Below are 25,131 nucleotides of genomic sequence, written 5' to 3'. Positions count from 1 at the left end.
GCCTACCGTCCGTTCTTCCAGACCGCAAACCGCACTTCACATCCGGCACCAACCGTTTTTCACCATGACGAACCGATCTTCAGATCCCGTGCCAGGAGCGGCTTTCAGCGCCTATCCTTGCTCCTGGTTTTGCATCTCCCGGTACTTCCCGGGCGTTATTCCTTCATGCTTCTTGAACACGCGGATAAACCCTATGTCGGTGGCATATCCGACTTGCTGGGCGATCTGGAGGACCGTCAACGCAGGATTTTCCAACATTTTCTTCGCTTCGCGTATTCGGACCGCAAGCATATAGTCCGTCAAATTCTCGCCGTTCTGCTTCTTGAAAAAACCGGACACGTATTGCGGCGTCATGCCGAAGTGATCGGCGATCGAAGTCAGGCTCAGCCCGTGATCCGCATAATGGTCGTCGATATACTGCTTCAGCTGGACACTCAGTCTCTCGCCCTGATCGGTTCGCGCTTCCCTCACGCTGTCGCAAACAATCTGGCACAGTTCTTTGATTTTGCGGAGCATCGACTCCGCCGACGAGCTGTTCGCGATGGCTTTGACCGGATCGGAGGATCCGAACAGCTGCTGCTCGTCGATCTTAAGCGCGTTCAGCACCTTCAGCATCGTGCTGAGCAAATCGAAAAACAAGCATTTGCCCATTTCCGGCGTCATCCCGCGGGATACGATATTTTGCTCGTACAGCTCGTCCAGCAGCCCGGCCGTACTGTTATAATCCCCGCTTTTGATATAATTCATGAGCTGGGCTTCCGTTTCCATCGGATAGTGATAGAACGTTCCGCCTTTGTCCTGTATCCTCTCGAAGTGAATAAGCGAGCTCACGCCGTGTATAATCCGGTAATCGAGCGCGTCGAGCGCCTCCTCGAAGCACCGTCCGGCCTCCGCCAGCCCCGAGCGGATCGAACTGATGCCTACCGCTATTCTCATCCGGAACCGTTCTTCGATAAGCCGCTTCAATTGTACAATGATATCGTCGCGCTCCTGGGCCGATTGCTCCGAGGCATCCGGCAAGCTCAGCAGAAGCGCCAGCCGGTTGCGGTCCGTTTCCGTTACATAACCCCTGTCCCCGATCAGCTCGCTGCTCAAATTGAACAAAATAAACCGGGTAAGCGCCCACTCCCGCTCGCTGCCGTCGACGAGAAACTCGCTGTTCTCGTCCACCTCGATGAGCAAGACGCATACATGATCGTGCGGAAAGCGGACGCCCATAAATTGGAGCGACTGCTCCTTGAGCGACGCCGTATCCGCCTGGCCCTTCAACAGCCGCGACAAGAAATAGGTGCGTACGACGGGAATGTGCCCTTCCAGCTTTTGCCGCATCTCCTGGCCTTCGGCGAGCGTCTCGGCGATCGAATTTTTGATAAATTCGTATTCGTTGACGAGCGCCGGCTTATCCGCATGCTTTCCGTTCATGATGGCGAACATCATATCGCGGATCGGGCTGTAGCTCCGGTAAGCCATCCAGTAAGCGACGATCGCCCCGACAACTACGGCAAGTCCGAGCAGCGACAGTGCCCATCCTTTGATTTCGTTTACCCGCTCCAGTACCACCTTCTCCGGTACGAGCGACACGTATTTCCAGCCGCTTTGACCTGTCGTATGGGACAGAATGCTTTCGGTTCCTTCCGCTTTGTATGACTGATAGCCGCTTCCCGCGGCGATTTCCTCGCTTAATCCTGCAGGCAGGTCAAACCGTCCGCTGGACGAAAGAAGGACTTGGCCTTTATCGTCTATAATGTACATCGAACCGCTGTTGACCCATTCGATTTGCTTCAGCAAATTGAAAAACTGCTGATCCTCGATATTCATGATCAGCGTGCCCCAGACGTTTTCCTTCTCCCCGAGCGGGAGCGATACCGCGCATTGGATTACGTTCTTGGTGGTGGAAATATCTTTGATCCCGGTAACCGGCCAGAACGTTTTGAAATGATAGCCCGACAGCAGTTGCTCGCGGACTTGCTCCAGACTTTTGTCCGCATACGGATACAGATTGGTATAAAACGTGTTCGCATCCGTCTTGATAAAAGGGGTCAAAATAATATCCCCTTTGCGCAAATGAATATAGAAGTCGTTGATAAAGCCGGTCCCGTTGCGAATGTTGCGCAGCGACCTGACCGCTTCCTCGTACTGGATATATTTCTCGCTTTCCTCAATCGTCCATAACGTCTGCAGCTTCGGATGCGTGGCGATCTGGACCGCCATCTGGTCGATTTCCTGCAGATGATTGTCCATGATCTGCCGCACCTGCTCGAGCATCGCCAAGTTGGAGCGGCTGGCGTTCTGGACCATCGTGTTCTCCATATTCGTGTACAGGATGGCGGACACGGTGACCGGTATAATCAGAATGAGGATATACGATAACAACAGCGTCAAAAATACGCTTTTGCGGCGGCGAATCATGCGGCTGACCTCCCCGTTCGGAAATGGATGACGATGCATAATTTATTAATAGCAAATTTTGTAAACGCTTTCTAAAAATTAAACAATCTTCAGGACTGAAGTTTATCATATTTGTCCCCCCTCTTCAAACCATCTCCGCACTGTCAATTAAGTCCAAAACGAAAAAAGCACCCGCCGCTCGGTTCACCGGGAACCAGGGAGGATGCTTCTTTGTTCAAAACGTTTAAGGCTTCCACAATGTGGCGGCGAGATAACACGCTCCACCCAACTCGTCGTTGTAATAGTAGACGATCACGAGCGTCCCGTCGTCACGAAGCACCGTACGCGGATAACCGATATCGTGGCTGCCCGCCTCGGCATTCAGGATGATTTCTTCGCCCCAGGTGAGCCCATTGTCGGAGCTCAGCTTGGCTCTCATGCCGTAGGGCGCATTCCGGTAAGCGTAAGTCATGCAGATGCGGCCGTCGTGGAGCCGGGTCAGCGTCGGCGGATTGCCGCCATGCCCCGTGTCGGCCACCGGACGACCGACATAAGCCCAAGTGGCCCCATTGTCGGACGAGCGGTACAGATCGATCCAATTCGCCGCCACATTGTTGTCGCCCACTCTGCGCTCGCGCGTCGCGACCAAAATGTCGGTATCCGACAGCCGGACGCTGGCCGGCATAATCGTGAAACCATTGCCGGATTCGGGACCGATCCATGAAACAAATTCGAACGTCCGGCCGCCGTCCGGCGTCCGTGCGCAAAATACGCGGCTGCCCGTCTCCGTTCCTTCCGCCGTAGGCGCCGTAAGGAAAAACAGGCATTCGTCCGGGCCGGACACGAGATAGTCGGTGCGTGCCGCCAGCCCGATCTGCCCCATCATCGGCAGCGCAAACGGCCCTTCCCAGGAATGGCAGCGGTCGTGCGACGTGTAGAACCACGATCGCGACCCTCCCGTCAAATCCTGCCTCGCGCACATCAAGGCGAAATCCGGGTGGGCGAAGTCGATCGGCCGCTCTACGGGGACAGGCTCGCTCCCCCCGTCCGTCTCCCCCGTCTGCGATGCGGAATGCTCTCCCGCCGACAATCCTTTGTTGCCCGGGGTGCGAACCGGCGTCTCGACCGATTTCCAGCTTTCCCCTCCGTCCATACTGCGCGCCTGCATGGCGACGAAGGGCCTCGTCTTGTCGCGGGCGTGAAACCCGCCCTCCGTACTATGATAACCAAGTGTGTAGCCGACTACGATCTCGTCGCCCCACGACCATATGCCGTAGTTGGCTGGCCAGCCCGCGTACCGGCCCGCTTCTTTATATACAATAACCGTCTTCACGAGCGCACTCCTCCATTACACGTAGTTCAAGCCTTTCGTATAGGGAAACGGAACAGGCAGGAATCGGGCTGCCGCATCGCGCCATTCACGGTCCGACGCCGGTCCCTCCGGCTCGTGATCGAACAGCAGCGCAGTCAGCGACGCCAAATCCAAAGCTTCGCTTTCACGACTGCCAATCGCAACGGACCAGGAGCCGTCCGGCCGGCCCCGAACTGTCGGCACTTCACCTCCGGCGCCGGCAGTTCGCTCCCAATTCGGACGAAGCTGCTCGAACAATCTGGCCGGGCTCACGATATGGACGGTGCCCGAATTATCTTCGTCCGCGGCCGTACCGATCCCATCCAGCAGCCTCTCCATCTCCCTCTCCTGCCAGCCGACGGTGATGTCCAGTTTGTCCGCCAGCCCATTCGCGAGGGCATACTGCACGATCGCGCATACGTCCACTGCCGGGCCCGCCCATTCGAGCACATAGCTGTTGCGGGCTCCGTAATCGACTCCGTCGCGCTTAAGGGCCAGTACGCAGAACGCGACGGCCTTCCCGTTCCGCTCGGCGATCAGTGTCGTCTGCTCCATCCGCTGCATTGACGTTACCGCGGCGGCGGCATGCAAATCCGCCAAGTCCCATACGCTCCGCTCGTAACGCACATCTATGCCCGCCGAAAGCTCCCGCAGACGGAACCAATCCGCCAAGTCCGCCGCCCTGCACCTCACTCCCGGAGCCAGCCGGGAAGCGAACGCCTCCGCGCCGTCCACCGACAGCGTATGCTTACGAAACGCGCCGAACCGGTGGCAGCCAGCGTCCGTGTACAAGGATCGATTGCCCGAGACGAGCAGCAGAGAGGCGCCGGCTTTGTCGATATGCCGTTTCGCATAGTCCAATATGAGACTGGCGCAGCCTCTGCCCCTGAAGTCGGGATCGGTGCATACCGCCCCGTACGAATACACCAGCAGCCGCGCTTCCCCGACCCGTACGATCGACGGGACCAATCCGGCGAACGAGACGAGCTTTCCCTCCACATACCCGCCAACCGCCTGCCCCAGACTGCCGGAGAACACTTTGGGCGACGACACCGCAAGCGACGGGCGGTCGTCGTTGCGAAACGTCCGATCGACCAGCCCGATCGCTTCCTGAATATCGCCGTTTGTCAACAAACGAATATCCATAGGTTATTTCATCCGTTTCCATGCGGCATTGTAAATGTCCTCGATCTCGGTCGCCCCGCTAGCCGCTACCTCTTTCGCGAAAGCGTCAAGCTCGCTGAGCGGACGGCTGCCGAGAATGAACTTGTCGATATTTTGCGTGACGACGGTGTCAACCTTCGAATTCAGCTGCTTCAGCTTCTCCCGCTCCTCCTCGTTGAACGGCGGATCGAGCGGCTTCTCGACGACTTCCTTGCGGTCCTTCTGCTGCTTGACGGTATCCGACCATTGCTTTAGCTCCGGCGGAGATATGGTCAGCATCGGCGTATCGTCGGTGAACGTGCTGAAGGCGAGCAGCCCGGTTCCCAAGAACGATTGCATCGCCCGGTACGGGTCCTGCTTATCCTTGAACTGGTCGATCAAGCCTTTGCTGATCGTCACCTTGTCCCCGGACCTTGTGAAATGCTCGCCGGGCACGCCGAAGTTCGTAATATCCGCGCCTTCGTCGGAATACATCCAGTCGAACATTTTGACGATTTCCTCCGGATTTTTCACCTTACTGCTGATCGCGTAGGAATTGAAGCTGGACGGATTGTCCATATAGTTCCGTTTGTTGCCGGCCGCGTCCTTGAAGATCGGCAGCATATCGAATTTCGCCTTCGGATTGACCTGCTGCAGCGCGGCGTTGAAGTTGACGGCGAACGTGTAGTTGTCATAGAAAAACAGCGATTTGCCCGAGCTCAAATTTTGCTGCCATTGCTGCGCCGTCAAGTTCGTAAAGTTGGGGTCGAGCAGCTTCTCCTTATACAGCTTGGCCAAATACGTGATCACTTCCTTGAACTCCGGACGGGTCGGGCCGTATATGAATTTATCCTGCTTCGGCTCGTAGTAGATGGAGAAGCCGCTGCCGAACGCATACGCCAGAAAACGCAAGTTGTACTGCGAGCCGCTGCGCATCGTCCACGGATACGAATCCGGGTACGCCTTCTTGACCGCCTTCAGCACCTCGTACAGCTCCTCGAACGTAGTCGGCGCCTTCAAGTTCAGCTCCTGCAAAATATCGGCGCGGATCATCGGGAAGTTGCCTACGTTGGCCGCCACCGCTTTATTGGCCATGATCGGAAAGCCGTAAAAATTGCCGTCGATCTTCAATTTGTTCGCTTCCGGGTCGCCTTCCAGCCTTTTCTTCAAGTTAGGCGCGTACTTGTCGAGGTACGGGGTCAAATTCAGGAATATCCCGGTACTCGCATAAGTCGTAATATCGGTGCGCGTCACATGGATGACGTCCGGGATATTGTTTGTGGCGATCAAAGTCTTTTTCTTCGCTTCGTAATCGCTGCTCGGTACGCCCTCCATATTGACTTTGAAGTTCGTTTTGGCCAAAATTTGCTTGAGCGCCGGCGAGTCCTTCAGGACGGGCTGGATCGAGCTGTCGCTTCTCATGACCGTAATCGTTCGCGGCTCCCGCCCTTTGTCGGATGCGGCGCCCCCATCCGTCGATTTCTGCGTCCCGTTCGAGGAAGAACAAGCGGACATCACCGCTATGGCGGGCAGCAAGACGCTGAGCGCCACCGGATATAACCGTTTCTTTGCAGCCATAGTAACACCCCTTCTGCTTATCTCGTTTAACCTTTCAGCGAACCGACCATCGATCCTTTGACGAAATATTTTTGCAGGAACGGATATAGCACCAGAATAGGCAAAATGGCGATGATGACGACCGCGTATTTAATGTTTTGGTCGACCACCAGCATACCCATTACTCCGCTGAGCTCCGTTGATTGAGCCGACATATCGCCCTGAATGACGATATTGCGCAAGATCATCTGAATCGGGAATTTGCTGCTTTCGTTCAAATAAATGAGTGCGGAGAAGAAGCTGTTCCAATGCCCGACGGCGTAGAACAACGTCATCGTCGCCATCAGCGGCGCCGAGAGCGGCAGCACGATCGTCCGGAACACCTTGAAATCGTTCGCCCCGTCCATTTGTGCCGATTCGATCAGAGCGTCGGGAATCGCCTGGAAGAAGGTCCGCATCATGACCATATAGAAGACGTTGATCGCCGGCGGCAGCACGATCGCCCACAAGGAGTTGAGCAGGCCGAGGCTGTCGACTACCAAATAGCGGGGAATCATCCCTCCGTCGAAAAACATCGTGAATACGATCAATAGAGCGAACACGTTTTTGCCGTAAAAGTGGCTTCGGGACAACGGGTAGGCGCAAAGCGCCGTCATCGCCAAATTGATCGCCACGCCGACTGTCGTGTACAGCAGCGTATTCTGATACGCTTGCACGATCGGAGCGCTGGAGAAGACGATTTCGTACGCCTTCCACGTCATATCGATCGGGTAGAACCCGACCTCCCCGCGCGTAACGGCTCCCCCTGCGCTGATCGAGACGATCGCCATGTAATACAGCGGATACAGCATGACGAATATGACGCCGATCATAATCAGAATGTTGACCAGATCGAATACCGAAACGTTTCTTTTGCCGAAGCGGGACATCGATGCACCACCGTTCCTTACCATAGGCTCGTTCCGCCCAGCGATTTGGTCAGCCGGTTCGCGCCGATGACGAGTATATACGCTACGACCGACTGGAACACTCCTACTGCCGCGGCAAAGCTCAGATCGCTTCCGAGCAAGCCTCTGCGATACACGTATGTCTGAATGACATCAGCCGTCTCGTACGTGGCGCCGTTATAGAGCAGCAATATTTTCTCATAGCCTACGGAGAGAGAATTGCCGATCGAGAGCAGGAACATAATTGTAATAACCGGAATCAAGCTCGGCAGTGTAACGTGAACCATTTGCTTCCACCGATTCGCTCCGTCCATTCTCGCCGCTTCGTACAGCTGCGGGTCTACGCCGGTCAAGGCGGCCAAATAAATGATCGTGCCCCAGCCGATCTGCTGCCAGATGTCCGAAGCGGTATAGATCGTCCGAAACCACGAAGGCTGGATCAGAAACTGCACCTGCTCGCCCCCGAACCATTCGATCAGCCGGTTCAGCATGCCGTCGACGGCCAGGAAATTGACGATCATGCCGGAGACGACAACCGTGGACAGGAAATGGGGCAAATAAGCTACCGATTGCACCAGTCTTTTGAAATACTTGGCACGAAGCTCGTTCAACAGAAGCGCCAGCACGATCGGCGCGGGAAAATTGAAGACGAGTCCGTACAAATTGAGCATGAGCGTATTGCGCACAAGCTTCCAGAAATACGGGTCGGACAGAAACACCTTGAAATGGTCGAAGCCGACCCACGGGCTTTTGATAAAGCCGCTGAAGACGTTGTAATTTTGAAATGCGATGACATTGCCGAAAATCGGGATAAAATGAAACAATACAAAGTATACGGCAGGCAAAGCAAACATGGCGTACAAATACTTGCTTCTGTTCAGCTGCCTCTTCCAATTGCGGGTACGTATTCCGGCAAGATGTGTGCTGTCCACCTTCCTGTCCTCCATTCCGTTAATCACACACGAGAGATCGAGTTGGTTCTTTATGGAAGAACCCGATTCTCTATTTTCCCGGCAATAGGCCCGTCGCGTTCTGCTCCTCCTTCCGTATCGGCGGCGCCGTATTTCCGTTCCCCCTCAGCATAGCCGCACGCCTTGCCCTTTTCTATTGCCAGTGTGCCGGAAACAGTCCCAATTTCCCGCCGCAGGCTTCAGTCTCAGTTTTCCTTCACAGTCTCAAATCGGCTCTTCTTCCGAAACGATGCCGTCCTGCAGCATTTTTCTATAATCTTGAGGGGTGATGCCCTCATATTTTTTGAACAGCCGGAAAAAAGTGGAGCGGCTTACGATGCCGACCTTCTCCGCGATTTCGTCGTTCTTCATCGCCGTCGACATAAGCAGCTTCTTCGCTTCCGCGATCCGTTTGATGCTGATATATTCGGTCAAGTTCGTCCCGGTCGATTCCTTGAACAGCTTGGAAATATACTTCGCGGACAAATTCATTTCCGAAGCGACTTGCTCCAAGTACAGATCGTTCATATAGTTGGCGTCGATGTAATCGATCATCCGGATGACGATCTTGGCCGCTTTGTTATCTTCCTGCGTCGTCGCCGACTCGACGATCTCCCGGCAGAAGCGCAGCAGCAGCGCAAGATGCTCCTGCAAGTCCAGCAGTTGAGACGACTTGCCCACCAGAATCTGATGGTCGCTTTCCGTCAACATGCGCTCCGGACTGATGCCCTTCTCCATCAGGAATTTCACCCCGATATTGTACAGCTCGACCAGCAGCAAATTCATATACCAGTGGGACGTGCCTTTCTCCAGGTTCACATCGACGATCGCGCGGATCTCCGCCTCCAGCACCGTCATATCGCCGCTGCGCAGGGCATTGAGCACTTTTCGTTCCTCCACGAATCCGAACTGGTAATATTGCTCGAGAGGGAACCGGGAGGCATCAATAATCTGGCAATCGATCTTCTCGTCAGCCTTGGCCAGTGCGATTCTGGAATCGCCGTATGATTTGGCCAGATCTCCGATATGCTCGTATATTCTCCCTACGCCCACGACGAGTCTGCAATATTTCGTGTCGTAGTTGAACGTCTCCATCAGAAGCGCGAGCGCTTGATCAAGCGCGGAGCGGTCCTTTTCTTCTTTGAGATTGACCATGGCCGCATATAAGTTTTTCTGGACGTCGATTACATAAGCGGACACATGCCGCTGCAGAATGCCTTGAATGATCTTCTTCATGCTCTCCAGAACGAGAAGCCGATCCGTGTCCTGAATGTCTTGATAGAACGCGTCCTTGAAATGAAACTTGATGCCGACGCACACATATTGTCCATTCTCGAAGCCGATTTCCTGCATGAGCGCCTCATGCTTGCTTAGCCGGTTGCCGTTCAGGACGTAAGTAAAGGCATTCTCCAGAAACTCGCCGGAAAACTTCTCCCTTCGATGCTGGGCATCGATCAAATTCCGGATCGGATTGTACAGCTTGTTGCTGAATATGAAAGAGAATACGATGCCGAGCACGATCAGGATGACCGACATCCACTTGATCAAAGATAAAATGCCGCTCGCTAAACTCGTATATTCCGTTGTCGGCGTAATCGAATAATAGTTCCAGCCGTACTCCGACCGGTATACAGTGACGACTGAAGGACGCTTATCCAGCTTGAGTTCCGCATTGCCGTTATCCGTATCGCTCATCGCGTCGGTCAGAAGCTTCACGACGGAAGGCTGAAGCATTTCGGACGAGCCGGCGACGACCCGGTGATTTTGATCGGTTACGAGGAAAGCGCTGGAACCGACCACCCGATTCTGGATCAGGAACTGATCGATTTTGGAAGCGGATACGGTCGCGACCAGGACGACACGGTTACCGGCAATGTACTGGCTCAGCACAAAGGGGACGACTCGCTCGCTCCCGTCCTTGAATGATTTGCGAACCTCCGTCGGTTCCAGCACGCGCAAGGAGAAATCGCTTCGCAGCAAATCCGCCCAATACCGATCCCCGTAATCGGCGAAACGGCTGAATTGGGTAAAGAACGAATGAAAGCTCTCCATCCCGTCGCTTTTGTATACCCAGTCGCTGTCGGTATAGACGAACATGTCGTCGATATACGGACTCACGATATTGCGGTTGGACGCGAGCCACTTGATAATGCTCGATGTTTTCTCTCTCTCGTCGACGCTTTGCTGGCTATAGGGGACCAAATACCGCTGCACCGTATCGTTCATCAGAAAGTTCATGCCGGTCTGCTCGGTCGTCCGCAGCACGTTGTCGATCGATTTGGAGGAGGAGATCAGATTCGAGCTTATTTTATCGATCGTCTGCTCTTTGAAGATGGCCACGTTCGCGGCATAAATCCCCGCCCCGATGATCAGCGTCGGAACGAGCAGAAACAAAAAGTACGACAAAATGCGAAAATATAGCCGATTCGTTCGCGCCGGATATCTCCATTTCTCTATGCTCATAGCAGCTGTACTCCCCTCTTCTTGTTCATGGCAGGATCCATCCGTCTTTGTATTTATTGTATCAGCCTGACTGCGGCGAGCATAGATGAACGGCAAAAAAGCATCCGCGGCACGGTCGGAACCGGGCGGATACTTTCGTGTACAGCCATTAGAGAAAGAAATATTCTCGACCCTATATAGACGGAAACATTGCATAAAGGTGATTATGATACGATGTGATTTAGGTGAATTTTCGAAAAATAGGAGAGAGATGCACGGTGTATAAAACACAAGAGATATGCAGTTTCTGTGGATGCAGAATGGTTCGGGATTCAAAAGGTGCTGTTCATTGCCCCGAATGTAAAAAGAATTCGCGAAAAGAAAAGACAATAAAACTGTATATTGTATTATTCTTCACTACTGTTATTCTTCTTGTTATTAATGAGATAGTCATGCGAGGCGGAAATGACGCTTGGGATCAACTAAACAGAGGACTGCCTCTCTTTGTCGGGATACCTATTTACATTATTCTCTTTATCATTTTTATTCACAGCAGAAGATAGACTAGTTCCTCCGCATAATAAAGAGCCACGAAAGCATCTCCGTGGCTCTTTATTCACATGCAGATCTTAGCCAAGCTTAAAGCCGCTGATCGCCACAACCCCGCAGCGGGCGATCGTGTCGCCGGGACGGTGCGGCCACAAGCTGGTCGGCTTGCTCAGGTCGGTCGTCAGCTCGCCCGGATGCTGGATGGACAGGAACAGCGTGCTCTCGTCCGGCGTGAAGTATGGGCCCGTCAGCTCGCTCTCGACGGGGGCCGACGCGAATTGCATCGCTTGCGCCATGGCGGGACCGTGTGTCGGAACGACGAACAGTCCGTTGTTCATGAATGTTTTGTATACGCCTTTGTTATGGCTGCTCGACGAGATGTCCGTAACGACCCACAAGTTGCCGCTCGAATCGAACGCCAAATTGTCCGGCGAGCTGAAGCCCGATTGACGTCCTCCGGCGATAAAAATTTCGAAGTCGAACTCGGTTGCCCCGAGATCGTCGTCTTTCTCGAAGATGCGGGTAATATGCCCGTGAATGTTGCCGTGCGTATCGTTGTTCGTGTGGCTTATAAATACCGTATTGTCGAACGGGGAAATCTCGATGTCTTCCGGGCGGTCGGTCGGCGTGCCGCCTACGAGCAGCGCCGCTTCGTGGCAGTTCGTTACGACGTCGCCTTGATTTTTGAATTTGGCGAGCAGCTCTTCCCGCGTTCCTTTGACACCGGCCGGCGCTTTAAAGCCCGTATTCGAGAGCAGCTTGGCGATAGCCTCATACGTAACCGGCACCCATTTGCCCGACTTCAGGTTCGCTACATAAAGCGTGCCGTCTTCCAGCAAAGCCGAGTTGGCACGGCCCAGCGATTCGACGTACTTGCCGGAGCTGACGAATTTGTATACGCAGGCATCCTTCTTGTCGTCGCCCATATAGACGACGACGCGGCCGTCCGCAGTCAAGCCCATCGCCGTATTCTCATGATTGAAACGTCCCAATGCGGTATGCTTCTTCGCGTATGAGCCGTCAAACGGGTCGATCTCGACGACCCAGCCGTAATGCGTAAGCTCGAGTCCGGCACGCTCGGCCGTCTCCGAGAAGTTCTCCTCGCAGGACAGTACCGTTTTCCAGAACGTAACGCCTCCGGAGCAGTTGGCGAACGTGCCCTTCGCGGAAGAGGCCCCGCCTACCGCCGTCGTCGATCGGGCCGGGCCGGTCAGCTCGAACGGGCTGTAGCCGTTAATGCGGCGCGCGTACTGCGAGCCGGTATCCATTTTCCACGAGCCGTCGAAGTCCTGATATACCTCGATCACGGACATTCCTTGGTAGTACAAATCTTTCTGGATTTGTTCGTCCGTCCATCTGCCATTGTCGGCGATCGGTCCGATCGAGAAAATGTTCGTATATTCATGGTTGTTTACGAGCAAACCGCGCGTATTGGAGCCGTTGATCGGGAAGAAGGCATTGTAGTCGGAGCCTTGCCCGAATTTCTCGCCGGCTTGGTTGATCACATCGTCGAAAGCGGCGACTACGTCGTACTTGTATCCTTTCGGAAGCAGCAGCAAATCTTCCTTCGAAGGCTCGATCGGCTGGAAGTAGCCGCTTACTTTATTCGTCTTGTAGCCGAACAGATGGTCCGCCGTAGGCGATGCCGCGGAAACTTTGCCTTCCAGTATGCCGAGCCCGGCCGATGCGGCGGCCAGAGCGGCGGCTCCCGTTCCCATATACGACAAAAACGTGCGTCGGTTGATCATTTTCCCCACGAAACATTCCTCCCATACTAGGCGAATACGGCGGCAAAGCGTACGCCGACATCACGCCAGGTTGTCTTTAGGACAACAATACCTCAGAAGTGTAATCGGAATGTTTCGCCCATTTGAAGAAGTTGTAAAGGCTTTATTCGGGATGATTGCTTGTCGCGCTTCCGACCGTAAACGGAGTCGTAACGCCCTCATACATCAAATGCATCGTCATCCCGGCTGCGGCATGCTGCAAATTGTGACAATGATCCATCCATATGCCGGGGTTGTCGGCGCGGAACGCGACCTCGTACGTTTCGCCCGGGGCCACATCGAGCGTATCCGACCACCATGGACTTCCGGATACCCGTTCGCCGCTGCGCGACAGGACAAGCATATGGTGGCCGTGCAAATGCATCGGATGGTCCACCGAGCCCCGATTGACGATGGTCGTCTTGACCAGATCGCCTTCCCGCACGACGAACATCGGCGTATTCGGGAAAACCGCTCCGTTAATCGTATCGTAGGAAGAGAATACCCCATTGTAGAAGCCGAGCTTATTGTCCAATATCATCGTAAATTCCCGGTCGAACCGGCTATCCGCATCGAATGGGGTAGGCGCGGGACTCCCGTAATGCTGCGGCTCGAACGGCACCGTAGGCGGGGAGGAAGGAAGGTCCCCCGATCCGTCCGGACTCATGAACAGTCCCAGCTTCTTTCCTTCTCCCACACTCAGAAATACCGGACCGTCAGGCATCGTGAACGTGACGTCATACCGCCCTCCGGTCAGCAGCCCGAGCCGAGTATACCGCAAAGTTCCGGGTTTGTTCAGGTCCGTTCCGTCGATGGCGGCCACTTGATATTCGGTTCCGATCAATGTGTATGTCTGGCGTACCCAATCGTCCGTATTGATCAGCCGAAGCCGGACCGGCGTTCCCGCAGCAACGGTCATGCGCTCGACCGTATCGGACGAGCCTATGGCGAAGCCCGCCCCTCTCCACATATGAGTAAGGACCGTAATATCCTTCAGATCTTTCGCCTGCGGCTGCCTCGGCTCTACGATAAGCGCGCCGAACAGTCCTTTCTGAACCGCCTCTTTGGAATGCTGATGCGAATGATACCAGAACGTGCCGACCTGTTCGGCTAGAAAGCGGTACGTATACGTTTCCCCGGGCATAACGGCGTTTTGGGTTGCACCGGCTACCCCATCCTCGGCATTCGGAACGTCGAGGCCGTGCCAGTGGATCGTGACGCCATCTTCGATATCTTTATTGATCAGCGTCACTTCGACCAGCTCCCCTTCCTTCATGCGGAGCTCGGGGCCCGGAATTTGCCCGTTGTAAGTCCAGGCGTCCACTTCCTTGCCCGAGCTTAGCCGGACCGTCTTCTTCTCGGCTGTCAGCGTGTACTGCCGATCCGGCTTCCCCGTTCGCGGCCCCGTCAATTGGGTAACGGAAACCGTCGAAGCGGACGTCGCAGCCGGTTTTCCCGCAGCATGAGCAGTATGATCGAGGTGCCCTCCGCCAGCAGGGATCACTCCCCCGCCGTAGTCCGCCACTCCGGTTCCCATATCCAGCTCCTCCGGTAAACGGCTGGCGTTCATCGCCGATATAAAAAACGGTGCGGCTACGGCTGAAGCTATGACCAGTACGCCAACATTGCGCAATGCGCGAACCGGCCAGGATCGCAGCTTTAGAGCGGTGTCAGAACGGCCCGCTCTCTCCGAGCGCCTACGGTGTAACGTCCATAACGCGAAGCACAGGATAGCAAATAAACTCACCGGGATCGCGACATTAAGCCATTCAAACGGAACCGGAGGCACCAGTACGAAATAGAAAGTCGTCAGTGCCCCTAGCGCCAGTAGTTGAAACGGCGCAACAAGACTAGCCTGCGAAGCCCGGCTGCGAAGCGTGCCATTCACGGGCCCGTCCGCTTCCTTCTTCGTATCCTTGTACAAGTTCATAAGCTTCGGCACGGAGGAGAACCAGACGAATAACACGGGTACCCCAACAAGCGGTATGTGGAGCGCCGCCCGGTCTATCCAAAATATCGGCTCCATTCGGACGGCCAATAAAGCAACGCAGCTTACGACCGCACAGACTGCCGCCGAGACGTATGCCGCCCACCATAACAGCTTGCGCGACCGGATGCGAAGCCGATCGATCGAGCCGTGAAACACGAGCTTCGAAGCTTTGCCCCCCGCTATCCACGATAAGATAAGCAGCAGCAGCACCGCCGCGAGCTCTATCGATACAACGATTCCGTACAAACTTCCATTCCCCCTCGGATTGGTTTTGGCGATTTCATTTTACCTCTCCGGCCAAGCGGGCCGACACCGTCGCAGGTTATAGCGCCGCCCGGCCTTCGGTCGGGGGAACAAAAAAACAGCCTGTGCCGGAGCACAAGCTGCTTACTTTTAACGCTATCAAGATACGACCGACACGACCTCATCCTCGCTATCTTCGGCCGTCTTGCGGACGACCAATCGCGAGACGCGCATATGGTCGACTTCTTCTACAATCATTTCATAGCCTTTGAATGCAACGCGTTGATTTTTCTTGGGCGGAATTTCCACTTGCGAGTATACCCATCCGCCGATTGTATCGTAATCATCCGTTTCGATATCCAAACCGAAATAGTCGTTGAACTCTTCGATGTGAAGCAGACCGTCTACGGAGTGCGTATGTTCGTCTTTTTTCTCGATGCTCGGTCTCTCTTCGTCGAACTCGTCATGAATTTCCCCGACAAGCTCCTCCAAAATGTCCTCCATCGTCACGAGACCGGATGTGCCGCCGTATTCGTCGATCAACAGGGCGACTTCCGTCCGTTTTTTCTGCATCATCTTCAGCAATGCGCTGATCGGCATCGATTCCGGGATGCTCATAATCGGTCGGACGATCGAACGGATCGTGTCGAGACCGTCTCTCGATTTCAGTATATCTTTGATGTGGATAAATCCGATTATATTATCTTTATCAGGGTCGCACACCGGATAACGTGTCCGCATTTCCGTAGTGGCGATTTCCATGTTTTCTTCGAAGGATCGATCCGCGTACAGGCAAGCAAGCTCCGTACGGGGAATCATGATTTCTCTCGCGACGGTTTCGGTGAACTCGAACACGTTGTCCACGAGCGTCAACTCCGTGTTGTCAATAAAGCCGCCTTTATGGCTTTCCTTGACAAGAAGACGAATTTCTTCTTCGGTATGCACCGCGTCGTGCTCGGATTCCGGCTCGATTCCGGATTTGCGGAGCATCCAGTTGGAAGCGCCGTTCAAAACCCAGATGAACGGATACATGATCTTGAAAAACACTATCATCGGGATCGCGGACCATAACGTGACCGCTTCCGATTTGCGGATCGCGTACGTCTTGGGCACTTGCTCCCCGACCGTAATATGAAACGAGGTAACGATAGTAAATCCGATAATAAAGGCAATAATATGAATGATACTGTCCGGCATGCCCATTCTGCTCAGAATAGGCTCGATAATGCGCGCGATCGTCGGCTCGCCCAACCAACCGAGAACGAGAGACGTAAGCGTAATGCCAAGCTGGCAAGCGGATAAATAGGCGTTCATGTTGCCCAGAATCCGGCTCGCGAATTTCGCCCTAATATTTCCCTCCAGGGCCAAAGCATCGATACGGCTGCTTCTCGCTTTCACCATGGCAAATTCCACGGCTACAAAAAAACCGTTCAGCAACACCAAAATTAACGCCAAGGACAAATTCAGGATTATCGGACCAGGGTCACTATCCAAATAATTTCCTACCCGCCTTACCTTGAGGCGGACAGGTACACCTCCCTTGAGAATAAACTATGTCTTCTATTATAAAGGAACGTCAGTGAAGATCAAAGGTTCGCACGGGGTCTTATTGGACCATTTGGCTACAAAATGTCAGATAATTCGCCGAAAACAGTTTATTATTTAATCTTTATTCGCGTTTACTGCTTAACATAACAATTGATTTTTTGTAAAGCGCGTCGGAAGGCTGCAAAATCGGTTTGGCGGGGGATGGTAACAACGTGGACAACGATAAGGTTTGGACGGAACGGTTCAAAAGATTGATCATGAACAACCGGTTCGTGCTCGGTTTGCTCGTCTTGCTGCTGATCGGCTTGAACATACGCGTATTTTCGACGATTCCTTACGTGTTCCTGCCCTTCGTCGCACTGGTCAAAACGGTATTTCTCCCTATTCTGCTCACCGGCATCGTCTTTTATTTGCTGAATCCGGCCGTGGATCTGCTGGAGAAGAATGGCGTCAAGAGAGTCTATTCGATCCTTATTCTATATTTGCTGATCGCCGCGATCATAGCGCTTCTGATCACGATCGTAGTTCCTTTTATACAAGGGCAGGTTCGGAGCCTGCTCGACAATTTCCCGAGATACAGCAAGCAGGTGGAGCTTCAATTCGAACAAATCGTCGGAAGCGGATTGCTGGAACAAGCAAGGGAGACGCTCAGCTTCAATCCTGCCGATTATGTGGAGCGGGTGACGGGACAGCTGTCCAAATTCGTAAATAACGCCTGGACAAGCATCGGCGCCGTAGTAGGGGCGGTGACCGAAGTCATCCTGTCGATCTTGACCGTGCCGCTCATTTTATTTTACTTGCTCAAGGATGGCAGGCGGCTTCCCCATTACTTGTTGCAATTCGTACCGACCTCGCTTCGCGGGGAAACGTACAAAGTCATGTCGGAGATGAACCGTCAGATCAGCTCCTATATCCGGGGCCAAATTATTGTCAGCTTCTGTATCGGCATGCTGCTATATGTCGGCTACTTGGTCATCGGCTTAGACTATTCTCTCGTACTGGCCGTGTTCGCCGCTTGCACGAGCGTCGTCCCTTACTTGGGACCGGTGATTGCCATCACACCGGCCCTGATTATCGCCATCGTCACTTCGCCGTTCATGCTGCTGAAGATGATCATCGTCTGGACGATCGTTCAGCTGGTGGAAGGCAAGTTCATCTCGCCGCAAATTATGGGCAAAAATTTGCATATCCACCCGATTACGATTTTGTTCGTCATCTTGACGTCCGGCAAGCTGTTTGGGATCTTGGGAGTGATCCTCGCCGTTCCGGGCTATGCGGTTCTAAAGGTGATCTTCGTACACCTGTTCCGATGGTTCAAGGTGCGATCCCGGCTCTATGAGCCCGAGAAAAGCTAGCCGCTCGAGCAGCCTTGCACCCGCATCATATCGAAACGCCGCCGGAAGCGGCCACGGCAGCAGGCATGCCGCCTTCCTGAATCATTCTGGCCGGATACTGATACACTTGCGGGTCGCGCTCGCACAGCCGTATCCAAGCTTCCACGCAATCCGGATCGAAGTGGGTCCCTTTATGATCGTGCAGGAACGCGATCGTTTCGCTGTGCGACCTGGCTTGGCGGTAGGAACGGTTCGACGAAAGCGCATCGTAGACGTCCGCTACGGCAATGATCCGGGCGAGCAGTGGAATTTGTTCCCCCCGCAGCTTATCCGGGTACCCCGTCCCGTCCCAACGTTCGTGATGGGATCTTATGATTTGCAGCTCTTCCTTCATGAATCCGAGATTGCGGCACAACTCGTAGCCCTTGACGGGATGCAGCTCGATGATGCTGCGCTCCTCGTCGGTCAGCCTGCCCGGCTTGTTCAGGATCGAATCCGGTACGTTAATTTTCCCGACATCGTGCACGATAGCCCCTTGGGCCAACGCCCGCAATTGCTCCGGTGACGCCTGCATTTCTTCGGCCAGCCGGAGCGCGTACATCGTCACCCGGAAGTTATGTCCGGCCGTATATGGATCTTTCGTTTCGGTTGCCAAAATTAGCGCTTTCACGCTAGGGGAGATGCTGTTCGTAATTCTTTCGATCGGATCTTTCGTGAACAACGCCTTCATGGCGCCCGAGATCGATTTCTTCGATGCATATTGAAGAACGAGCCCGACGATCATGACGAGCATCGAGAGCAGGAGGAGGAAATGGTACAGCCACCAGCTGAGCATCCACGTTGTGCCCGATACCATAATGATCTGGGCGGCGACGAGCCATCCCGAGCTGTATACGATCGACAGCTGCAGCGGAAATCGGGAATACCGGTACGATTGATTGTACCGGTACATCGTGATCAGGTTCAGCACGATGGTGGTGACGGCAACGACGGCCTTAATCGGATTGCGGTTAAACGGAACGATGCTGACGACTTCGGGAACAAGGATCCCGATCATGGCGAATAACCCGAGTGCTGCGGTCCAGACCGGGACGAGGTAGCTTTTCCAGTGCGACAATCGTGCTACCAAGACATGATCCGACGACAAGGAAGACAGCCAGAGCCATATAGCCGCAAGGAGAACGCTTAGCTGGGCGGCGATTCCCGGCAGCGGAGACGGGCTCATGACAAGTCCGGGCGTGGAGAAACCATGGACGGTGAACATTTCGGCGAGCGAAATAAAGGCGAGGGACAGGAAGCTGATCTCGATGTTCCGCAGCCGGCTTCCGGCGATGCCAACCATCAAAGCGATAATGGTGGCAAGCAGCGCGACGGAGCTGACGATGTAGAAGTGACCATGCGGATGGTTCATCGAGACGTCGAGAGACGACCATGACCGCAAAAACTCGAAGAGCAGCAGCGGAATCGCAACGGCAAGCAAAGGTCCGACAAATCCATGGAATTTCATAGGACGCTTATCCCCTTATCGCTAAGCATATAGTCCTATTTTACCACAACATCCCAGTATGCTGGCTAGTGGCTGTCCGCTGCAATCGGGCAAAAATTCAACTTATTTTTACTAAAACCCGGCCCCTCGATTCCCCGCCGATAATCGAGGCGAGCGACTGCTCCAGTCCATCAAGTCCGACCTCGTCCGCGACCAGCCGGTCGTATCCGCCGGTAGGTCTCCACTCCCGAGCGAGCCGCTCCCAGATCCGGACGCGGGTCTCGTGCGGGCATCGGACCGAATCGATCCCGAGCAAGCTCACGCCCCGCAAAATAAACGGGAATACGGTAGCCGGCACCTCGGCTCCGCCGGTCAATCCGCTGACCGCCACGGCGCCGCCGTAACGCACGGCGCCCAGAAGCCCGGCCAGCCCCGGCCCTCCTACCGGATCGACGGCGCCCGCCCAACGCTCCTTCTGCAGCGGCTTATGAACCGCACCGGCAATCTCCTCCCGGTTCAGAACGGCTGCGGCGCCGAGCTCGCGCAAGAAGCCGGCCGCGTCCGGTTTGCCCGTACCGGCTGCGACTTCGTACCCGAGCGAGGCCAGCAGCGCAACCGCCATGCTGCCCACGCCGCCCGTCGCGCCGGTGACGGCCACCGGACCGAGTCCCGGCTGCACGCCGTTGTCCTGCAGACGCTCGATCGATAATGCAGCCGTAAACCCCGCCGTTCCTATAATCATCGCCTCGCGCAGACTCAGTCCGTCAGGCACAGGGACGATCCAATCGCCGGGCACGCGCGCCGCTTCGCTGAAGCCTCCGAAGTGGGATACGCCGAGTCCATAGCCGGTAACCAGGACGCGGTCACCTACCCGGAACCGCTCGTCGGCGGACTGCTCTACCGTACCGGACAGGTCGATGCCGGGGATAAACGGGTAGGCGCTTACGATTTTCCCGTCAGCCCGGACCGCAAGCCCGTCCTTGTAATTGACGCCGGAATAGGCTACCCGGATCGTAACATCGCCCGGCGGCAAATCTTTCTCCGTAATGGCGGCCACCCGGGTGAAGCAGCGGTCTTCTTCCTTCTCCACGAATAAAGCGCGAAAAGTTCCCATTATGCGTCCTCCTGTCAGCCTAAAGAAGTTTGAGCCATTTAAGATTACTGCAGCTTGGCTTTCGCCGCTTCCACCAACGCGTCGAACAGCTCGTCGTCCTCCTCCAGCCGTTCTTCGGCAGCTTCGATTTCCGCCTCGATGCCGGACTCCTCCGTGAAATTCAGGCTGTAGCTCCACTCGTTGCCCTTCTTGCTTTGCAGCGTTATTTCATAGCGGGACCGCTGTCCTTCCAGCGAGAAGCGCACTTTGCCCAAGTAGCCCTCCTCCTTGCTGTACACCATCTCCGCGTCGATAATTTCCCATTTCATCGTCAAGTCCTCCCTTTCTTTTCTTGTATCGACGTAAACAGGGACTCCCCCGGGCTCATCGCTCCGGGAGACCCCTGCACCCATTAGTCAGTCCAGTACGATTGACCCGAATGCCTGCTCCATCCGGTTTGCATTCGCCTCGGTATGGGCCGCATCATCCAATTGCATGGTCACCGTATAGACGATATTGCCTTTGGCGAGCACGTACACCGTTTCCTTGTAAGGCGCTTTTTTCGTCTTGTACTCGATCGCGAACTTTCGCGCCGGCTGACCGAATACCGTCTCTTCGGTCGCTTCATACTTGAACTTGTTATCGTTCTCGGCGCTTTTCTTGTATGACTGCTCCAAATCCTCTACGACAGCGTCCAGCTTGCCGCGGTCGTCGGCTTCGATCTCGAACGAGCCGCCGTCAAACATATAGGAGACGTCCGCCTCGCCCTCCGCCCCGTAATAACCGGATACGGATTCCCAAGTTTCCGGAATTTTCACCGAGTATTTGTATTTCGCATTACGCACTGTAATCGTCCGGTTCGGATCGAGCAGCTCATTCTCATCCTGGATGAAGCCGAGTCTCGCATTCATATCGTCCTTCGATATGGACAAGGACGTCTTGAGCTTGCGGAGAAACTCCTCCAGATCGGCTCCTCCGTCTTCCTCGAAGAACGTCACGTCGATTTCGTATTTGTACTTGTCCTTGATGAAGTAGATCGTATGCCGGGACTCCCAGTCCTCTCCCAAAGCCGAAGAATAGCGGTTTTCCTTCGCCGGAACACCCCCGCCGAGCTCGAATTCGTGCCAGCCGCCCACTTTGCGGCTTGCCTCCACGTAGCTGTCCTCGAACCGTTTCTGCTCCCGTTCGGTCCAAGCATCCAGCGTATCGCCGGAAGACGCGGAAGTGACCCGGAACGCCACCTGCACCGAATTGTCTTTGTTCGTGTAGGTCGGCTCGTCCGCATAAGCGCTCTCGCTCCAGTCGGACGGCAGCTCGAACGTCAGCCCGTATTCATTCGTATAGGAGGTGTCGCCGTCCTTATAGACGGAAATGTCCTTCAACGCGTCGTCCTTCGTGTCGAACGTCAGCCGGAAGCTGTCCAGCAAATCGAGATACGTATTTTGCTTGAAGCTGTTCTTGTAGTTTTCTTCGCTCTGCACGTAAAGCAGAACGTAATAAATGCTGCTCCCTTTCAGAAAAGCTCTATTCTCATAGTACGAGCCGGACGACGTTTTCCCTACAATTTTCGCGTAAGAGCCTTCGTTTCGCTCCACGTACTGCTTCTCCAGAACGAGATCGCCCGATTTGGCCAGCGCTTTGCGGAGCAGACCGACCGGAGACAAGTCCTCGCTCTGCTTCTCCTCTACGGTGACGTTCAGGGCGAACTCCCCTTTGGAGTCGGCGAACATGACGGTGTCCCCTTCTTCCGACTGCCTGGCTTTAATCAGCCCGGCCGGATATTTCAGCGACCAGCCGAAATGGCTGTCTCCGATCCTCGTCTTGCCCCGGTCCGAATCGATGTAGGTGCCGTCGGACGTCCGCACCCAATCGGAGCCGGCGTTCGCCTCCTCACCCAGTACGACCTCGCGGGTTACGGTCTGGCCGCCGGATTTGAGCGTTACTTTCACGGTCTGCTTGGGCAAATATTTCTTCATCAATTCATTGAACTCGACAATCGTCTTGACGGAAGACTGGTCGAACTGGATCACGATGTCCCCCTGCTTGATGCCCGCATTGGCGGCCGGCGAATCGGGATCGACATAAGCGATCCGCAGCTCTTCCTCCGTCGGCAAGCCGACAACCGCTTCCCAGCTTTCCTCCAGCTCCACGCCCAGATAAGGTCTCATCACCTTGCCGTATGTAAAAAAATGATCCAGAACGTATTGCACCGTATCGACCGGAATCGCGAAGCCGAGACTGTCGATCGAGTAGTCGGCGAATTTCATCGTATTGATCCCGACGACCTTCCCCTTCATGTTGACGAGTGCGCCTCCGCTGTTCCCGGGATTGATCGCCGCATCCGTCTGCAGCAGCTGGTATTTCGAATTGACCGCCCGCTCCAGGCCGCTGACGATGCCGACCGTCACGGAATTGCGCAGCGCGAACGAAATCGGGGTGCCGATCGCAATGACCGTCTCGCCTACTTTCACATCGCTTGCAGAGGCGAATACCGCCGGCTTTAAGCCCGCCGCCTCGATTTTGACGAGCGCCAAGTCGCTCTCCTCGTCGAAGTGCGTCGTCTTGCCGGGATATGACTTGCCGTCGGACGTGACGACCACGATATTGCTCATATCTTTGACGACATGCGCGTTGGTCACGATATATCCGTCTGAGCGGACGATTACGCCCGTCCCATGCGCCAGATCAAACCGGTTGGACGGCTTCCCCCCATCCTCTCCCGGTTTCCCGATCACGGCTACGACCGACGACGTGACTTGTTGAATGACGTTCGGAATTTCGTTCATGTCCGCCGCCGAAACGGGAGAAGCTCCCCCGAAGGCACAGCCCAAACTTACGATCAGCAGCCAAAGGAGCGCCTTGACCGGTATTGTTCCCCTCTTCATCCATCCGCTTCCTCTCTCTCAAACTTAAAGCCATGCAATCTGAATCTATCACATGGCAATAAGAGGAAGCAATAAGGAACCGTCGAGGGAGTCGGCTGCATGCAGGTCATTACGTGACAATCCCCAATAAATTTACGGCTGTCGCCCGCCCGCGGGCTTTCGCACGATCCGGTTGGACCTCCAGAAGTCCAGCGCGTTGAATGTCACCGATCCGGCCAACGCCGCCGCGTACACCCAAGCGCCGATTATGCCGTAAAGCTTGTACAAATGCCCCGTATAGCTCCCGATGAACAGCGCCGCGAGCGCAACGGCAATCATCGCCCAGCCGCCCGCCGTCGTTGCGGCGGATCCACCCGGCAGGCGGGACCGCTTCCGTTTGCCGCGGTTCCGGAGCAGCATCCCCGTCATCACGCACGCGAAAAAACAAAATTGCACGATCAACGTAATCGGAAAAGACGCATAGCTGCCGAACCGGTATACTTCCATGACGCTCTTGAACGAAACGAGCGTCAGCATCAAAGCGAACCAGCCGCTCATCACATTGATTCCCCGCATTTTGCCGGTGCCGAGCATCGAAGACAAGCCGGCCATGAGGCAGAAGTAGAGCAAGATCATTTTCATGAAATAGGACGGCATCCAAAATCCGAGCATCACGACGTCCAGCCGATCCATAAAATCGGTAATATTGATCTGCTCCGACAGCGTGAAAATCGGGTACATCGCTCTTGCGGTCGTAGGCGCTCCCAGTACGGTCATATGCAGCAGCATCAATACGGTCAGCAAAATGGTCGAGGAGACGATGCCGAATTTCAACGACACATAAAATTGGCGGGAGCTGCCCAAATAGTTCAAAAATGCCCCGAACACGAATATTTCGCCGGCCCAGCCGGTGCTGAGCGCGCCTCCCTTCACGATAGCACCCGGGCCTTGCGCCAGCATAGGCTGCACCCGGCTGAAGTCCATCTCATTGGCAAGCAGAAACGGCAGCAGAAGCAGGCTTGACAAAATAACCGGAAACAGCAAGTTGACGGACCGCGTGAACTCCTCCACATTTCCGGTAGCGTAATAAATCAGAAGAAGCACGGAGGACAAGTAGATGAACTCGGTCGGCGTCCGCTGAAGCACGGACGTTCCGATAAAGTCGCCGAACATGCGCAAATCGCGGACAAGCAAATGCAGGACGTAGAAGAGCACGATGACGTTCACCAGCCGGCCCAGCCATTTGCCGCAGGCGGCCTCGCATATTTCGAACATATTTTTGCCGGGGTAGGCGGCGCCAAGCCTGTACAGCAAATAGGCGATCAGCCAGGCATACAGCATCGAGAAGATGAAATTGAACCAGGCATCCTGCTTCGACACCTCCGCCAATGTTTTGAACAGGCTGCCCATCGCCCCGGCCATGTAAAGGATCGTGCTCAGCATGAAAAGCTGGTAGCCGCTAATTTGTTCTTTCGTCATC

Annotated in this window: 16 protein-coding genes; 1 reads left to right on the top strand and 15 read right to left on the bottom strand. The window is 54.9% G+C overall.

Annotated elements, in window-relative coordinates:
• Nucleotides 1-111: 111 nt before the first annotated feature.
• The 10 genes from FE783_RS19590 to FE783_RS19545 form a co-directional block, all read right to left on the bottom strand.
• Nucleotides 112-2,409, bottom strand: a complete 2,298-nt coding sequence (locus FE783_RS19590; RefSeq protein ID WP_158301912.1) for a helix-turn-helix domain-containing protein — start codon at nucleotides 2,407-2,409, stop codon at nucleotides 112-114.
• Nucleotides 2,410-2,632: 223 nt separating this feature from the next.
• Nucleotides 2,633-3,721 carry a sialidase family protein gene (locus tag FE783_RS19585; RefSeq protein WP_138881069.1) on the bottom strand — a complete coding sequence of 363 codons (1,089 nt, stop codon included), beginning with the start codon at nucleotides 3,719-3,721 and terminating at the stop codon, nucleotides 2,633-2,635.
• Nucleotides 3,722-3,736: 15 nt separating this feature from the next.
• The gene (locus FE783_RS19580) at nucleotides 3,737-4,885 is read right to left on the bottom strand and encodes a GNAT family N-acetyltransferase (RefSeq protein ID WP_138881068.1); all 1,149 of its coding nucleotides are present in this window, start codon (nucleotides 4,883-4,885) and stop codon (nucleotides 3,737-3,739) included.
• A 3-nt stretch (nucleotides 4,886-4,888) separates the two neighbouring features.
• Nucleotides 4,889-6,460 carry an extracellular solute-binding protein gene (locus FE783_RS19575; RefSeq protein WP_138881067.1) on the bottom strand — a complete coding sequence of 524 codons (1,572 nt, stop codon included), beginning with the start codon at nucleotides 6,458-6,460 and terminating at the stop codon, nucleotides 4,889-4,891.
• 26 nt (nucleotides 6,461-6,486) lie between these two features.
• The gene (locus FE783_RS19570; protein ID WP_238403160.1) at nucleotides 6,487-7,392 is read right to left on the bottom strand and encodes a carbohydrate ABC transporter permease; all 906 of its coding nucleotides are present in this window, start codon (nucleotides 7,390-7,392) and stop codon (nucleotides 6,487-6,489) included.
• Complete coding sequence (locus FE783_RS19565) at nucleotides 7,386-8,318, bottom strand: ABC transporter permease (RefSeq protein WP_238403159.1); 933 nt, start codon at nucleotides 8,316-8,318, stop codon at nucleotides 7,386-7,388. Before FE783_RS19565 ends, FE783_RS19570 begins: the two co-directional genes overlap by 7 nt.
• Nucleotides 8,319-8,561: 243 nt before the next feature.
• Entirely contained in the window at nucleotides 8,562-10,799 is a 2,238-nt protein-coding gene (locus FE783_RS19560) for a helix-turn-helix domain-containing protein (protein ID WP_158301911.1), read from the bottom strand.
• Between the two features lie 608 nt (nucleotides 10,800-11,407).
• Nucleotides 11,408-13,075 (bottom strand): PhoX family protein, encoded by a 1,668-nt coding sequence (locus tag FE783_RS19555; protein WP_138881139.1) that lies wholly within the window; start codon nucleotides 13,073-13,075, stop codon nucleotides 11,408-11,410.
• A gap of 142 nt (nucleotides 13,076-13,217) precedes the next feature.
• Nucleotides 13,218-15,329 carry a multicopper oxidase family protein gene (locus FE783_RS19550; protein ID WP_138881064.1) on the bottom strand — a complete coding sequence of 704 codons (2,112 nt, stop codon included), beginning with the start codon at nucleotides 15,327-15,329 and terminating at the stop codon, nucleotides 13,218-13,220.
• A 156-nt stretch (nucleotides 15,330-15,485) separates the two neighbouring features.
• On the bottom strand, nucleotides 15,486-16,820 hold the full coding sequence (locus FE783_RS19545; protein WP_238403158.1) for a hemolysin family protein: 1,335 nt from the start codon (nucleotides 16,818-16,820) through the stop codon (nucleotides 15,486-15,488).
• 266 nt (nucleotides 16,821-17,086) lie between these two features.
• Between FE783_RS19545 and FE783_RS19540 the strand changes: the two genes are divergently transcribed.
• Nucleotides 17,087-18,229: an AI-2E family transporter gene (locus FE783_RS19540; protein ID WP_138881063.1), complete on the top strand. Its 1,143-nt coding sequence runs from the start codon at nucleotides 17,087-17,089 to the stop codon at nucleotides 18,227-18,229.
• 25 nt (nucleotides 18,230-18,254) lie between these two features.
• On the opposite strand, the gene FE783_RS19535 is transcribed toward FE783_RS19540, so the two are convergent.
• The 5 genes from FE783_RS19535 to FE783_RS19515 all read right to left on the bottom strand — a co-directional run bounded on the left by FE783_RS19535 (nucleotide 18,255) and on the right by FE783_RS19515 (nucleotide 25,130).
• The gene (locus tag FE783_RS19535) at nucleotides 18,255-19,715 is read right to left on the bottom strand and encodes an HD-GYP domain-containing protein (protein ID WP_138881062.1); all 1,461 of its coding nucleotides are present in this window, start codon (nucleotides 19,713-19,715) and stop codon (nucleotides 18,255-18,257) included.
• Nucleotides 19,716-19,812: 97 nt separating this feature from the next.
• Nucleotides 19,813-20,811: an acrylyl-CoA reductase family protein gene (locus tag FE783_RS19530; RefSeq protein ID WP_138881137.1), complete on the bottom strand. Its 999-nt coding sequence runs from the start codon at nucleotides 20,809-20,811 to the stop codon at nucleotides 19,813-19,815.
• A gap of 41 nt (nucleotides 20,812-20,852) precedes the next feature.
• Nucleotides 20,853-21,116: a hypothetical protein gene (locus tag FE783_RS19525; protein ID WP_138881061.1), complete on the bottom strand. Its 264-nt coding sequence runs from the start codon at nucleotides 21,114-21,116 to the stop codon at nucleotides 20,853-20,855.
• A gap of 87 nt (nucleotides 21,117-21,203) precedes the next feature.
• Nucleotides 21,204-23,672: a S1C family serine protease gene (locus FE783_RS19520; RefSeq protein WP_138881060.1), complete on the bottom strand. Its 2,469-nt coding sequence runs from the start codon at nucleotides 23,670-23,672 to the stop codon at nucleotides 21,204-21,206.
• A 132-nt stretch (nucleotides 23,673-23,804) separates the two neighbouring features.
• A complete protein-coding gene (locus tag FE783_RS19515; protein WP_138881059.1) occupies nucleotides 23,805-25,130 on the bottom strand; it encodes a GerAB/ArcD/ProY family transporter in 1,326 nt (441 codons plus the stop codon).
• Nucleotide 25,131 lies beyond the last annotated feature (1 nt).

Origin of the sequence: Paenibacillus mesophilus, from assembly GCF_005938385.1 — a bacterium.
Taxonomy (GTDB): domain Bacteria; phylum Bacillota; class Bacilli; order Paenibacillales; family NBRC-103111; genus Paenibacillus_AB; species Paenibacillus_AB mesophilus.
The sequence above is the reverse complement of the archived record's forward strand: the minus strand, read 5'-3'. Positions and strand labels throughout refer to the sequence as shown.